Origin of the sequence: Sphingomonas oligophenolica (assembly GCF_039522915.1) — a bacterium.
Lineage (GTDB): Bacteria > Pseudomonadota > Alphaproteobacteria > Sphingomonadales > Sphingomonadaceae > Sphingomonas > Sphingomonas oligophenolica.
This window is the reverse complement of sequence record NZ_BAAAEH010000031.1, coordinates 1-13670: the sequence shown is the minus strand read 5'-3', so window position 1 is coordinate 13670 and position 13670 is coordinate 1. Positions and strand designations below refer to the sequence as shown.

At 60.0% G+C, this 13670-nt stretch carries 11 protein-coding genes; 7 read left to right on the top strand and 4 right to left on the bottom strand.

Translation table 11 applies throughout. The annotated features are described in order from the left end of the window. Nucleotides 1-145 precede the first annotated feature (145 nt). The 3 genes from ABD050_RS15040 to ABD050_RS15030 all read left to right on the top strand — a co-directional run bounded on the left by ABD050_RS15040 (nt 146) and on the right by ABD050_RS15030 (nt 3224). A complete protein-coding gene (locus tag ABD050_RS15040) occupies nt 146-994 on the top strand; it encodes an IclR family transcriptional regulator (protein ID WP_343890253.1) in 849 nt (282 codons plus the stop codon). A gap of 119 nt (nt 995-1113) precedes the next feature. Continuing rightward, nucleotides 1114-2253: an acyl-CoA dehydrogenase family protein gene (locus ABD050_RS15035; RefSeq protein ID WP_343890250.1), complete on the top strand. Its 1140-nt coding sequence runs from the start codon at nt 1114-1116 to the stop codon at nt 2251-2253. Then, nucleotides 2250-3224: an acyl-CoA dehydrogenase family protein gene (locus tag ABD050_RS15030; RefSeq protein ID WP_343890248.1), complete on the top strand. Its 975-nt coding sequence runs from the start codon at nt 2250-2252 to the stop codon at nt 3222-3224. The genes ABD050_RS15035 and ABD050_RS15030 overlap by 4 nt, the downstream gene beginning before the upstream one ends. 85 nt (nt 3225-3309) lie before the next feature. Here the strand turns inward: ABD050_RS15030 and ABD050_RS15025 are convergent, their stop codons facing one another. The 3 genes from ABD050_RS15025 to ABD050_RS15015 form a co-directional block, all read right to left on the bottom strand. Beyond that, nucleotides 3310-4437: a helix-turn-helix transcriptional regulator gene (locus tag ABD050_RS15025; RefSeq protein ID WP_343890247.1), complete on the bottom strand. Its 1128-nt coding sequence runs from the start codon at nt 4435-4437 to the stop codon at nt 3310-3312. Nucleotides 4438-4580: 143 nt separating this feature from the next. Then, nucleotides 4581-5300: an SDR family oxidoreductase gene (locus ABD050_RS15020; protein WP_343890307.1), complete on the bottom strand. Its 720-nt coding sequence runs from the start codon at nt 5298-5300 to the stop codon at nt 4581-4583. A gap of 255 nt (nt 5301-5555) precedes the next feature. Next, on the bottom strand, nt 5556-6686 hold the full coding sequence (locus ABD050_RS15015; protein ID WP_343890245.1) for an MFS transporter: 1131 nt from the start codon (nt 6684-6686) through the stop codon (nt 5556-5558). Between the two features lie 531 nt (nt 6687-7217). Here ABD050_RS15015 and ABD050_RS15010 point away from each other — a divergent pair. Next, the gene (locus ABD050_RS15010) at nt 7218-7979 is read left to right on the top strand and encodes an SDR family NAD(P)-dependent oxidoreductase (RefSeq protein WP_343890244.1); all 762 of its coding nucleotides are present in this window, start codon (nt 7218-7220) and stop codon (nt 7977-7979) included. 59 nt (nt 7980-8038) lie between these two features. Next, entirely contained in the window at nt 8039-8833 is a 795-nt protein-coding gene (locus ABD050_RS15005) for an SDR family NAD(P)-dependent oxidoreductase (protein WP_343890243.1), read from the top strand. A gap of 4 nt (nt 8834-8837) precedes the next feature. Here the strand turns inward: ABD050_RS15005 and ABD050_RS15000 are convergent, their stop codons facing one another. Further along, the gene (locus tag ABD050_RS15000; protein WP_343890242.1) at nt 8838-9923 is read right to left on the bottom strand and encodes an NAD(P)H-dependent amine dehydrogenase family protein; all 1086 of its coding nucleotides are present in this window, start codon (nt 9921-9923) and stop codon (nt 8838-8840) included. Nucleotides 9924-10033: 110 nt separating this feature from the next. Here ABD050_RS15000 and ABD050_RS14995 point away from each other — a divergent pair, with 110 nt between their 5' ends. Together ABD050_RS14995 and ABD050_RS14990 are read left to right on the top strand one after the other, a co-directional pair. Further along, nucleotides 10034-11047 (top strand): zinc-dependent alcohol dehydrogenase, encoded by a 1014-nt coding sequence (locus ABD050_RS14995; RefSeq protein WP_343890241.1) that lies wholly within the window; start codon nt 10034-10036, stop codon nt 11045-11047. Between the two features lie 260 nt (nt 11048-11307). After that, nucleotides 11308-13605, top strand: coding sequence for a TonB-dependent receptor (locus ABD050_RS14990; RefSeq protein WP_343890240.1), 2298 nt, complete (start codon nt 11308-11310; stop codon nt 13603-13605). The last annotated feature ends 65 nt before the right edge of the window (nt 13606-13670 follow it).

The window sequence follows — 13670 nt, the reverse complement described above, 5'->3', positions numbered from 1 at the left end:
CCTTTCGTTCATCGTTGCCCTGCAGCGCGCATCGTATAAGATGGGAGAAAATATAGAACGGCCCTGAAATAGAGGCGCTGCATCCTCCGCGCATCCTTGACAGAGTCGATTTTCAAATGATAGATAGAAAAATGGGAGAGAGCGGATGCGAGCGAGGCAGCTTTCACGATCACTGAATGAGCGCAACGTCGTTGGGTGGAACAGCGCCGAAACGGAAGGTGTCGTCAAGTCCGCTGGTCGAGTCTTGAGGATATTGGAACTCTTTGACGTCCTCCGGCGAGAAGCCCCGGTCTACGAAGTGTCAGATCTTCTCGATCTCCCCCAGTCGAGCACGTCGGTCTTGCTTCGTAGCATGGTCGTTATGGGGTATCTTCAGTTCAATCCCAAGACACGGGCCTTCAGCCCGACGACCAGAGTGGCGTTGCTGGGCAATTGGGTTAACGGCGCCATGATCAGCGACGGCTTGCTGATGCGCCTGCTCCAGCGAGTCAACGCGCGTACGAACCAGGCCGTGGTCGTGGCCGTTCGCAATCAGATCTGGTCTGAATATATCCACATCGTCCAGTCGACCAACCCCGTTCGCCTGTTCGTGGTGAAGGGATCGAGGCGGCCGCTTATCCGATCCGGCACGGGTCTGATGCTGCTGGCGGACCTGCCGGACTCCGACATCAAGCGGATCGCCATGCGTACCAACGCGGAGGCGGGCGAAGGCCAGCCGCGCGATTGCATACAGACGTTGATGGAGCAGGTTGCCGAAGTACGCAGTCTGGGCTGGGCCTCGACCTTCGATACGATCACGAAAGGCGGTGGCATGATCGCGATGCGGCTGCCGCAGGTGAACAATGAGGAACAGCTGGTCGTCGGCGTGCCGGGCCTTAGCGACAACTTGCGCGAAAATCGCGACACTTATCTGGCAGTGCTGCGAGAAGAGACCGCGCGGTACATCGAATGGCGCCGATCGCACGAGGTTATCGAGGCGGAAGGGTGCGCCTGAACGAGAAAGCGCCTATTACACCTGTAATGCCTGCTCCGTGTGGGTAGATCAGGCGCACGCGGCGTTGCAAACATAATGGGACAAAGGCAGATGCTCCGTTGAATTGACGGAGCTCCTGCGTGCAGACTTTTACAGCACAACAGATACACTGGCCCGAGTCGGCGGAATCCCTCCGGCAAAAGGTCAGGAATCTGATCGCTTCCTATCCTGTAAATCCGGATCCCGCGAAGCGGGCGAACTGCTGGGCCGTGGCCGATCCAAATTTCAGCCGCCTGCTCGGTGAGGCTGGCCTGATCGGGATGACGTGGCCGCGCGAATATGGCGGGCATGAACGCTCCAGTCTGGAGCGATACGTCGTTCTGGAGGAACTGCTCGCGGCCGGCGCGCCGGTGGGCGCGCACTGGATCGCGGATCGGCAGACCGGCGGGATGCTCCTGAACTACGGTCGGGAGGAGCAAAGGCGCCGCTGGGTGCCGGGCATGGCGAAAGGCGAGGTGTTCGCCTGCATCGGGTTGTCTGAACCGAATTCCGGCTCCGATCTGGCGTCCGTCAAGACGATGGCGCACAGGAGCGGCAACCGCTGGATCGTGGAGGGCCAGAAGGTCTGGACGACCGGCGCACATTTCTCCCACGTCATGATCGCTTTGGTACGCACGGTTCCGGGATCTCAGAGGAACGAGGGCCTAAGCCAGTTCGTCATTCCCATGGATGCGCCTGGCGTCACGATCCGGCCCATCATCGATCTGACCGGCGGCCATGATTTCAACGAAGTTTTTTTCGACTCGGTAGAATTGGAAGAGCATGCGCTTGTCGGCCAGGAAGGAAATGGTTGGAGGCAGGTTACCGCTGAATTGTCGCTGGAACGTTCCGGCCCGGAGCGCTACCTGTCGTCGACCGCGCTGTTTCTCGAATTGCTGCGTCATGTAGGTCCCGACGCCGACGAGGCGGTCAAGCAACTTGTCGGTACGCTCGCGGCGGAAATGTGGACCTTGCGGATGATGTCCGCAACCGTCGCAGCAAAGCTGTCGGCAGGCGAAGACCCCGCGCTGGAAGCAACGATCGTCAAGGATCTGGGCAACACCTTCGAGCAGTCCATGCCCGCGCTTGTGCAGGCCGCGGTCGATCTCGATCTTGCAAGCGGTGCTCCGCTGGCCCGAGTGCTCGGTCACTTGCTACAAGTCTCGCCGTCATTCTCGTTGCGCGGCGGCACTCGAGAAATTCTCAAGGGAATCATCGCTAAAGGACTTGGCCTGAGATGAATGAACAGCAGACAATGCTGAGTGACATGACTCAGGCACTTTTCGGCGAACTGGGCCATAAAACTACCCTCGCGGAGGCGTGGCCCCGCGTGGAGGAACTCAGCTTGCCCGACCTTCTTGTCGATGATGCGCATGGCGGCTTCGGCGGGTCTTGGCAGGATGCTCTGATCGTCTTCCGGGCCGCTGGCTACCATGCTCTGGGACTACCGCTCGTCGAGAGCGTGCTGGCGGCGCACCTGGGTTCGCGACACGGCTTCCAAGGGCGCGGCACGATCGCGAGAGCAGCCAACGGGACGATATCGGGCGATCAATTTGAAGGGACGCTGGAGGACGTTATTGTCAGCGATGGCGCAGCCTTCGTCGTCGCGCCGTTCGAAAAAGGCTCCAGCCTGATCGTCGAGCTGCCAGCCTCGGCTGCCCGACGCGCCACGACAATATCGGGTGAAGCGCGCGATCAGGTCACGATCTGCCATGGCCGTGCGGTAACGCAGGATGTCGATATCTTCGCTCTTGGCGCTTTCGCGCGATCGGCGCAGATTGCGGGCGCGCTTGATGCCGCTCTGGCGATCAGCACGGATTATGTGAACCAGCGCAAACAATTCGGGCGAAATCTTTCCGCATTCCAGGCCGTCCAGCAGAATCTGGCTACGTTTGCCTGCGAAGCGGCTGCCGCCAACTGCGCGGCAAGCGCCGCGGCACAGGCGCTTGATCGCGGGAATGGCACATTCGAGATTGGCGCTGCCAAACTGCGCTGCAACATCGCGGTGGGAACGGGTGCCGGTATCGCGCATCAGGTCCATGGGGCTATCGGCTTCACGGAAGAATATGGCCTGCATCCCCTCACCCGCCGACTTTGGACCTGGCGTTCCGAATTCGGCAATGACAGCCATTGGGCCACACGGCTCGGTGGCCAGCTGTGCGCGCGCGGCGCCGACAGCTTCTGGCCCGATCTGACCGCCCTGACAGACTGATCGACGCGTGCGGTCGGTCGTGAGCGCGCTTATGCCGCGACGCGCGTACAATATATCAACGGAGCAAGGGCTGTTCCGATGGCGGTCAGCCATTGCCGAACATGGCAACGCTTCGCAGGATCACGCGGACCAGGTCGGCCTGCCGACGCACGCCTGCTTTCAGGAAAATGCGCTTGCTGTACGTGCGAGCACTGTTTTCAGTAATGCCCATCTGCTGCGCTGCCTCGCGTAACGTTGCTCCCTCGCTCAGCAGGATTGCCAGCATCGCTTCGGAAGGCGTTAGGCCAAACAGCTTGGACAGCAGCACTGGCGATGGTTGCGCATGTCCAGTCAAGGCGTGCAGATAGACGATCACCCGCGCCGTCGTCATGGCGTTGTCCGCTGCTCGCGGGGCGATCGGCCTCGCGAGCACGCCAATCGTCTCTTCCCCGTTTCGCAGCCGAAACACCGCCTCGGTTCGTGCGATGTCGAGATTGGTCGCGAATTCGCGTATCGTCTGCGCATGGTCCTTGCGCCGGAAGATCAGCCGGCCGTTAACGCGCCTGAGATCTTCGCTCTGGTCAATCAGCTCATCTGCGACGCGGTTGCAGACAAGGATGCGGCCATCTTTGTCCAGCGCGGCCGCACCAAAGGCGAGTTGCTCCAGCGCCTCGGTGCAGATACCGCTCGAAACCTGCAGCAAGATCTTGCGGGCGAAAATCGCCATCCCCCGCTCCAGATGGGGCAGCAGGGATTTCAGCCAAGCCCGCTCGCCCGCATCAAGCGGCCCGGTCGCGTCATCGCGCACCCACAGAAATTGCGCACGAAAGCCGTCGGCCGGGCCAACCGCAACCAATTCGAGATGGCCCTTGTCAGCCACCTTGAGATGTTCAGTGAAGACGGGCGCGGTCGCGATCTCGCCATGCGCGCTGAAGTCGCGCAGCGTGTAGATCTGGCCACTTTCCATCGTCTCATAATCGATGGGGCCACTACCGGCGATATCGGCGTAGATGCGACTGGGGATGCCGTCCTCACCATCGTCGCCACGCCGCACCATGAGCGTCAGCGATCCATGCGGTCGGTGCCGGAACATGATAGCCGAAAAATAGGCTGATAGGCTCCGGTGAAACGCGTTCAGGAAAGGTTGCCACCCATCGGGATGCACCGACGCCTCGTAGATCAGCGAGATCAGTTCCTCGCGATCCGGATCGACACAAGCCGCGGTCCCGTTCATCGTACGGGCATCGCTTTGCGCCATATGGTCAATAAGCCTCGCATACGACGCCCCGGCCGGGAAACAGCACTCAGTGATAAGTGGGAGCTGGTCATCGTGCCGCAAGTCCCGCACGCGCGAGGGCCAAAGACCGTCGGTATAGCTTATAGCGCGGCTGCAGCGCCGCCGTCGACGACAAGCACCTGACCGTTGACGAAGGAAGCCGCTTCCGAGGCAAGGAACAGCAGCGCCCCGGCAAGCTCACGCGGCTGGGCGAAGCGACCGACCGGAACCTTGTGCCTTATAGCATCACCGATATCGGCAGCGATCTTCTGGTTAACCTCGGTCAGAAAGGGACCGGGCGCGATCGCGTTGCACGTCACGCCGAGAGGCCCGTATTCCACTGCCAGCGCCCGCATTAGCGCCTCTATCCCTGCCTTGGATGTCGCGTATGCGGCATCGTTGGGGGATGCACGTTGCGCGGCCACCGAGCTTATCAGGATTATGCGACCAACCGGCGCAGCTTTCAAAAGCGGCAGAGCGTGCCAGCACAGGCTCTGAACCGCCAACAGATTCGTGTCGATCAGCCTAGCGAAATCCTTCGGTGGGATATCCTCGAACGGACGGCGCATGCGCGCCGCCGCATTGGCCACCAGGATGTCGATTCGGCCATGACGTGCGCGCACCTTTTCAAGTGCTGCGATCGTCGCGGTCTCATCGGCCGGATCGAAGGCGAGTGCCTCGCCTTTCTGGCCGACGCCGCGGAACTCAGCGACGATCTCTTCCGCCTTCGAAGGGTCGCGGCTGTTCACCAATACCGTCGCGCCAGCCGAGGCGAGCGCCGCCGCCATTTCCAGCCCCAGCCCGCGCGCCGATCCAGTCACCAGCGCGATCCGGCCATCTAGCCTGAACAGCGTCGCGGCGACGTCGGGCGACGACTGTGCCGACCACGCGGTCAAGTCCGCGCGCCTTGGCCGAAGTCGCACGGCCCCTTGCGCGTCGATATGTCCTCAGCGCTTTTGGTGTGGGGTGGGTTTGCCGACTTTAGCACATTCATAACCGCCCTGCCTTTCAATACCGGTCTTGTGCCAGAAGTGTCGACCACTCGAGCGGACCGCGCCAGCCTCCCGATGAGGAACTCAGCGGTCGACTGCCGGCCGCGGCGCGGTCAGCCGCCGCACGCCGGCCAGTAAAGCGACCGCTGCCGCCGCTATGCCAAAGACGAGGAAGACGCCCGACAAGCCAACCAGCGCACGTGTCCAGGCAGCCACGAAAGGGAAGAGCAACTGTGCCCCGAACATCACGCCGTTGGCCAGGCCGATAGCCTGGGCGGTACGTTCCGGGCGGCTGAAAGCGACTGCGGCCGCATTCAGGTTGGGGCTGAGCAGCGCCACCATCGCACTCATTCCGGCAATTGCCGCAGTGAAGACGTAAATGTCCCGCGTAATGCCCGCAATGCCCAAAGCCACACCCATGGCCGCTGTCCCGAGTATGAACACCCCCATAATCCCTATCCGGCGGTTGACCGGACCATATGCGAAAGACCCCAGCACTGCCGCCACCGCACCGATGGTAAGAGGGATCGAGGCGAGGCGCGTGTCCGTGATTCCAAGCGACGCCAGATAGATCGGGGCGTAGATCGGCGAGAGCATCATGCTCATGCCGGTCAATCCCGCGACGATCAGCACGCCAGCCATGGCAATATTGAAGGCGGGCTGGCGCGGCCGGTCCGACACGGATGTACGGGCTGTCGTGCGGCGACCCAGAGTGACCGGTATGGCAAGGACGAGCGGCACGAAGGCCAGTGATGAGAGGTGCACGAGGAACGCCGGCCGCCAGCCCATGTGGCCGAGCTGGCCGACGATTGGAAACAACAGGATGGCGGCGACCCCGCCCACCGCGGCGAACCACCCGAAAAGGCGCGCTTGTTCCGCCGCGGCCAGTGCGCCGATACCGGCGAGCGCCCCGGTGAAAATCGCGGCGGTCGCGACGCCCAGCACGAACCTTGACGCGACGATGAGCCAGAGATTGTCGAGCAAGGCCGGAAGGGAACCGACTAGCGCGAACACGAGTAGCGCGGGCAGGATGACACGCCGACAACCCAGCCTGCCGGTCAGCACGCCGCAGAATGGAGCAGCCAGAGCAAAAGCAAAGCCCGCGATCGCGCCAATCATCTCGGTCAGCAACGGCGCCTGCGACGTGCCGGCGAAAGCGCTGGCGATCTGCGGCAGGACAAGGCCGGGCGAAAACAGCCCGATGGTAACGAACAAACCGCACGCCAGCAAAGCGGCGGTGGCGGGCCTGCCGAGCCGCACCGGAAGGGTTTCATCGCCCGATTGGATTGTCATACGCCTTTGCCCCCGATTATGTCATGACCGACTTCAAAGCGCCTCGCCTTTTGCCAACCCGTCGAAATACGGTGCCATTCCCAAGGGCGGGACGCTGCCATCGCCCGCCAAAATTGGCGCATGGCTTCGTACCTGGATTCCGTCGCCATGCGAGATGAGCGGTGCGAACAACTTCTTGATGATAACACGCGCACCATCTTCTCCACGTCAGCCGCGTTGTCACAAGCGTTGTTAATACCGTCTCATCTCGATACCCGCGTCCAAGGCCCGACCGTCATACACTCGTCCCTGCCAGATGCCTTCGCTTGACGCGGGATCACCGCGGATGCCAAGTTTTCTTATTGACGACCGTTAGGAAAAACCACAGTGGCCGGATAAATTCCGGCGAGTCAACTGGCGACCTGATCAACCTACGCCGCCTGCTTGAACCACGCTCATTGGACGGAGAGGCAAATGCGACTGAGCGGGAAAAATGCGATCGTGACCGGCGCGGCTCGAGGCCTCGGCGCCAGCATTGCAGCGGACCTTGCCCGGGAAGGTGCTCGGGTGATGCTCTGCGACATTCTTGAGGATCAGGGCCGTGACGTCGCCCGCGCGATTGGCGAATCTGCCATGTTCAGGCGGCTCGACGTGACGCAGTCGAGCGAATGGGCAGATGCCGTTGCCGAAGCGGAAGCGGCTTTTGGTTCGGTCGATGTGCTCGTCAGCAATGCCGCCCTGATCGAGCAGGTTCCCTTCGACGAAGTAACGGAAGAGCTTTTCAAATCGATTTTCGCCGTCAACGCTCTTGGCACTTTCCTGGGAATGAAGGCAGTTGTGCCCGCGATGCGGCGCGCTGGCGGCGGCTCCATCGTGAACATCTCGTCCACCGCGGGCGTGCATTCGTCGGGCGGACTTGCCTATACCGGCTCGAAATTTGCGGTCACCGGCCTCACGAAGACTGGCGCGCATATGCTTGGACCGGAGAAGATCAGGATCAACTCCGTCCATCCGGGTTGGATGAAGACGCCACAAACCGAAGTCGTTCCCCGCGAGTGGGTTGCCAGCCTGCTTCCGTTGCGTACGATCATGGATACGGCGGAAGTGGCCAAGCTTGTTTCGTTCCTTGCATCGGACGACTCCTCGATGATCACGGGAAGCGAGTATCTGATCGACGCAGGTTCTCTCCTGATGGGTGCCCGCGATATCGTTGATCGCATGGCGGAGCATATGTGATGTCGGTTCGGCGACCCGAATTCCTACGCGGCAACCATTTTCAGGCCTGGGGTAAATAGGTGAATATTGATCTTTCCGGTCGCAAGGCCATCGTAACCGGCTCCACCAGCGGAATCGGTCTGGCGATCGCCAAGGGGTTGGCCGGTGCTGGCGCCGACGTGGTCGTCAATGGCCGCAGGCAGGACGTGACGGACGATGTCGTGGCACAGCTTTCTGCGCTGTATCCAGATGTAACGATCGAGGGCATCGCCGCCGATCTGGCGCGCAAGGAAGACGTGGATCGCTTTACGCAGCTCGCTCCGACAGCCGATATCCTCGTCAACAATCTTGGCATCTGGGGGGAGGCTGACTTTTTCGACCTCTCCGACGAGGAATGGCTTCGTTTTTTCGAAACCAATGTCATGAGCGGTATCCGGCTGGCGCGTCATTACATGCCTGGGATGCTGGAACGGAATTCTGGCCGCCTCATCTTCATCTCAAGTGAATCCGGCGTGACTACCCGTGGCGAACGACTGCACTACAGCGTAACCAAAACCGCCATCCTGGCCGTGGCGAGAGGGCTTGCGGAACGCGCGCGCGGTACTGCCGTCACCAGCAACTCGATCGTCGTGGGCACCACTTTAACCGAACAGATAGCCGGAATGATCGAACAGATGGCAGAGGCTCAGAATGTCTCTTTCGATGACGCGCAGCGAATGGTGATCAAGGAACATCGCCCAACGCACCTCCTGCCGCTCCTGGCCACGACGAATGAAGTGGCGAACATGGTCGTGTATGTCGCGTCGCCACAGGCGTCGGCGACAACTGGTGCGGCGCTGCGGGTGGATGGCGGCGGTATCACCACCATCCTCTGACGTTTCATGCGGACAAGCGATAAGCACCGGGAGCGAGCGGGAGGTCCAGAAAAGTGCGAATTCCCGGCGCTGCTTCGCACAGTCCGATGACCGAATTGGTGATGTGTCCGCCAACGGCCCACCCGGCGTCCGCCATAGGATTGCGCCCAAAGGCTCCTAATTCCACTTCCACCTTCATCGCCGGCGCGCCGTGGATTTCGATCTGATATCCCTCGATCCCGTTCGCACCGAAATAGGGCCAGTGGGAAGCCGCCTCATCGGCGATGCGCGTGATGTGCTCGGCCACGATACGTGCCTTGCCGCCCACCATGCCTGTGGCGCTCAATCGCTCCGCCGCGATTGTCCCTTTCCGGACCATGCCAGCGGCAATTTCAAAGTCCCGATCGGCCACGGCATACTGGATATCCATCTTGACTTCGTCCAGCGGGGCCTTGATCCCCGCTGCGACCATTGCGACCGAGCCGCCCAGCCCGCGCGAAAAACTTGCCAGCACGCGGGAAAAATCGAATACGGTCGGATCCTCTCCGAACCCGTAAAGGCCCATTATCATATCGGGCTCATTGTAGTTCGCATAGTTCATGATTTCGCGAACTGCGATGGTATCGATGCGAGCCGATATCTGCGTCAGGCCAAGCACAAGACGATCCGGGATAAAGCCCGGAGAGATGCCGACATAAAGAAAGCTTGCGTTGCCCTTGATACACGCAGCTTCCAGTCGTCGCACCGTCTCTTCCCCAAGGTGCTGGGCGTAGACGAGCGAATTGGGCGCGGACGCGATCACGTTCTTTCCGCTCTCCAGGAAACGACACAGCAACGCGAACAATTGTCCGGAATGCGTATCCGCCTGCAGGACGTCGTCAGCATACGGATCCCAAGGCATGAACGAGACACAGTCTGCGTCCATCGCCAGAAGCGCGGACGTGTCGGTGGTGGTCAGAACGCCCGTATCGGGCATGCGGCAGATCGATCCGGCGTCCCGCCCCGCGTTCCGCGGACTATGCACACCCACACCGACAAGCTGAAGCTGGGGGTGCGTGAGGATAGATCGCAAGGCGAACTTGCCTGTCGCCCCCGCGCCAAACTGGATCATCCGATATTGCCTCATAGGCATCCTCCGCGTAGAATTCTGGCAAACGATAGACTGAAATTTGCCGGTGTGCCATCCGCACATACGGTGGCACTTGTTCAAGAGGATATACCATGAAAGCAGTCAGAGTTCTGACCCCGGGCAGCTATTCCATCGATGACGTGCCGATGCCATCGTGCGGACCGCGCGATGCGCTGATCAAGGTTTCGGCATGTGGCATCTGTGGCAGCGACCTTCATTTCGTAAAATGGGGAACATTGCGAGCAGACGGACAGCCCATGGCACTTGGCCATGAAGCGACCGGCATAGTGGAATCCGTCGGGAGCGCGGTCGATACGGTCTCGCCGGGGATGCGCGTGTTTATCAGCCCGACCGCGAGCGACGGCAGCACGATCGGTGCCGGCATTCATGACGGTGCTTTCGCGAGCCACGTTGTCATTCGCGATGCAGTGCTTGGCAAGAACCTTTTACCCCTGCCTGCCGACCTTGACCTGCATCGCGCCGCTCTGGTGGAGCCGCTCGCAGTGGGCCTTCATACCGTGAATCGGGGCAACCCCGACACGTCCACCAAGGCCGTCGTCTTTGGTTGCGGGCCGATTGGGTTGGCGGCGGTGCTTTGGTTGGCGCGGCGCAATGTTCGCCATATCACCGCAATCGACATCGCCGACGAACGGTTGGCCTATGCGACGCAGATGGGCGCGCACGCAGTCATCAATCCCAATAAGGAAGACCTGCCCGCGCGTCTCGCCGAGTTGCAGGGCGCGGGTGATCCGATCAGAGGACAACCAACAGTCGGCACGGACGTTTTCTACGATCTTGCGGCCGGTCCCGGTGTCATAGAAAATATCACAGGAATGGCCAAATTTCGTTCGAGACTCGTGATCGGCGCGATCTACTTCAATCCCGTGCCAATGAATTTCCGCGCGCTCATTTCACGGGAGATGGAGATCACGACGGCCGGACCGTACGAGCAGGAACTTCACGATGCGTTGGCCGAGTTGCCCAACGTCGATCCAGCGACGCTGGACGCCTATGTCACCGCGACGCTCCCCTTTTCCGATTTCGACAAGGCGTTCGAGCTTGCCAAGCAACCATCGAGCGCCAAGGTCATGGTGACGTTCGACTAAACTGCCGCGTCGCCCGAGCATATTATGGATGGTTCGGCGAAAACAGCAGTGATGATCCAAAGCATGGCGGGCCGCGCATTAGAGCCACCCGCCATCATCTGATGGCGCAATCACACACGTGATTCTCATCGGCACTTGTCTGCTTGAGTTCGCCGGATTGCTCCGCCAAAGGTCGGCCCAGCGCCGAAATGCGCTTTCAGGGATCTCAGCGAGGAACGCCGACTAAAGGGCGGCGAAGCTGAGAGTTTTAGGAAGGCTTTATGAATACATATATGAGACTGCTCGCGCTCGCCGCGAGTGCTTCTGCAGGAGCAATGACTTTCGCGACGTCCGCACTCGCGCAACAATCAACCGGGGCAGCCGCTTCCGAAAACCCCGCTCCGCCTAAAGAAGCGGATTTAACCGACATCGTCGTCACGGCGCGGCGCTCAAGCGAGAATATTCAGAAGGTTCCGGTTGCAGTGTCCGTGCTGAGCGGAGACGCGCTGGAGCAAAGGCGCATCACTGGCGCAAAAGATCTGCAGTATAATACGCCAAGCCTCGTGATCACCAGCGACCCGCTCGGCGGCTCGACCGCTCCTGTGTTCCAACTCCGCGGCCAGACCGTCGCCCAGGGGTCCGATGACACGGTCGTGACGTATCTTGGGGATGTCCCGATCAATTCGCGGGCTTTCGCTGGCGGGCTTTTCGACCTCAACTCGGTGCAGGTGATCCGCGGACCGCAGGGAACTCTGTTTGGCAAGAACAGCACCGGTGGTGCAGTGATCTTCACCCCGCGCATTGCCGATACCAGCACCGTTTCAGGTTTCGCCGACGGCACAATCGGCAATTACAGCTATTATCAGATCGGTGCCGGCGTGAACGTTCCGCTGATCACCGACAAGCTTGCAGTCCGCCTGTCGGGCCAAATTACGCGTCAGGACGGTTTTGTGCGCAACGTTTCAGGGCCGGACGGCGCGGACAAGAAATATGAAGTTCTGCGCCTGTCGTTGGTGGCCACTCCGACGGAGCGGCTTCGCAACGAAACGTATTTCAGCTACTTCCACGGTCGTCAGCACCAGAATCCGTTGATTTTCAGCCGTTACAACTACGACTTGGTACAATTCGTTATCGCAAACGGTACGGGCAGCCAGGCGATCGGCACTGGTGTGGCAAATTTGGTTCAGGGTCAGTTTGATCGCCAGCAGCAGCTTGGATTGCGGACTATCGATTATTCGGTTCGTCCAAACAACGACGACAACGATGTTTTTATCGCGACCAACACGACCAGCTACGATCTAGGCTTCGGCACTGTGAAGAATATTTTCGGATATTCCAATCAAAAGCCGCGGGTTAGTTTGTCGCAGACCAGCACAGACTTTCCGCTGGTCGATGTATTGCAGTCGAAATATCTTGACTCGTTCAGCGATGAACTTCAACTTTCGGGCAATACAAATACCTTGAAGTGGATTGTTGGAGCTTTTTTCTCAAGCGATCATACCAGAACTGTGCAGCCGGCCTTTCTGTTTGGCGGTCTGAACAACCAGACCACCTCGACCGACCAGTACACCTCTAAGGCGTTGTTCGCTCAGGGAACATATGACTTTTCCGAGATAGGCCTTAATGGACTGAAATTCACTGCTGGTATTCGTCATACCTGGGACATCCGCACCGGCGTTCTGGACGCGATTGATTACACTGCGGCTGGTGGGCCCGCGGTGGCTCCAACAGTTACAAACAGAAACACTTACAGGAATATCAGCTGGACTCTTGGCCTTGATTACCAAGTATCCCGAGATCTTCTGGTCTATGTCTCAAGCCGGCACAGCTACAAGGCCGGCGGCCTGAACCTTGTTTCATCCAATGTTCCCGTGGTTTTGCAGACCTATGCGCCAGAAAAGCTCACGGATATCGAGCTCGGTGCCAAGGCCACGATCCGCGTCAATGACGATGCGGTGATTCGCGCGAACGTCGCCGCTTACCGTGGCTGGTACAAGGATATGCAGTTCCAGGAACTGGCCAATTGCGGCACGGTGGCATCCTATGTCATTAATGCAGGCAAGGCGTCCCCGAAGGGTCTCGAACTTGAAGTGGACGCGGCGATCAAGCGCAACCTCCGCGTGGGTGGCTTTTACAACCGCACTCTCGGCAAGTTTGACCAATTTGCACTGATCCAGCCGAGCACCTGCACCGTCGTCGGTGCAAACACCAACTTGAATGGTGCAACTTTCGGGCATATTTCGAAAGACACGGCAGGCCTGAACGCGGCATATACGGTGCCGTTGAACCAAGGCGACGAAGCCTTGGTGTTCGCCGGTGACTGGTATTACCGGGGCAAGCGCGTCGGCGTGGCGACGGAGGGCAACGCCTCCGCCATTCCGAGCTACTCGTTGTTCAATGCCCGCGTCGATTATAACAACATTGGCGGAAGCCGATTCAGCGCTGGCGTCTGGGTTCGCAACATCGGCAACAAATTGTACGTTTCCTATCGTAACAACGTCTACGCGTTTTCTGGCTACGACGTGCAGGCCTATGGCGATCCGCGCACATTCGGCATGGACGTGAAATTCAAGTTCTAACTGAACGACTACCGGCTGGCGCCGGTAGGTTCGGTTGGAGTGGCTGAAGCCTTTTCAATTGGGGC

Bases quoted from the DNA above. Each gene is read 5' to 3' on its own strand.
- ABD050_RS14995 (WP_343890241.1), top strand. From the start codon at position 10,034: ATGAAAGCAGTCAGAGTTCTGACCCCGGGCAGCTATTCCATCGATGAC.
- ABD050_RS15040 (WP_343890253.1), top strand. From the start codon at position 146: ATGCGAGCGAGGCAGCTTTCACGATCACTGAATGAGCGCAACGTCGTT.
- ABD050_RS15030 (WP_343890248.1), top strand. From the start codon at position 2,250: ATGAATGAACAGCAGACAATGCTGAGTGACATGACTCAGGCACTTTTC.
- ABD050_RS15010 (WP_343890244.1), top strand. From the start codon at position 7,218: ATGCGACTGAGCGGGAAAAATGCGATCGTGACCGGCGCGGCTCGAGGC.
- ABD050_RS15000 (WP_343890242.1), bottom strand. From the start codon at position 9,923: ATGATCCAGTTTGGCGCGGGGGCGACAGGCAAGTTCGCCTTGCGATCT.
- ABD050_RS14990 (WP_343890240.1), top strand. From the start codon at position 11,308: ATGAATACATATATGAGACTGCTCGCGCTCGCCGCGAGTGCTTCTGCA.
- ABD050_RS15025 (WP_343890247.1), bottom strand. From the start codon at position 4,437: ATGAACGGGACCGCGGCTTGTGTCGATCCGGATCGCGAGGAACTGATC.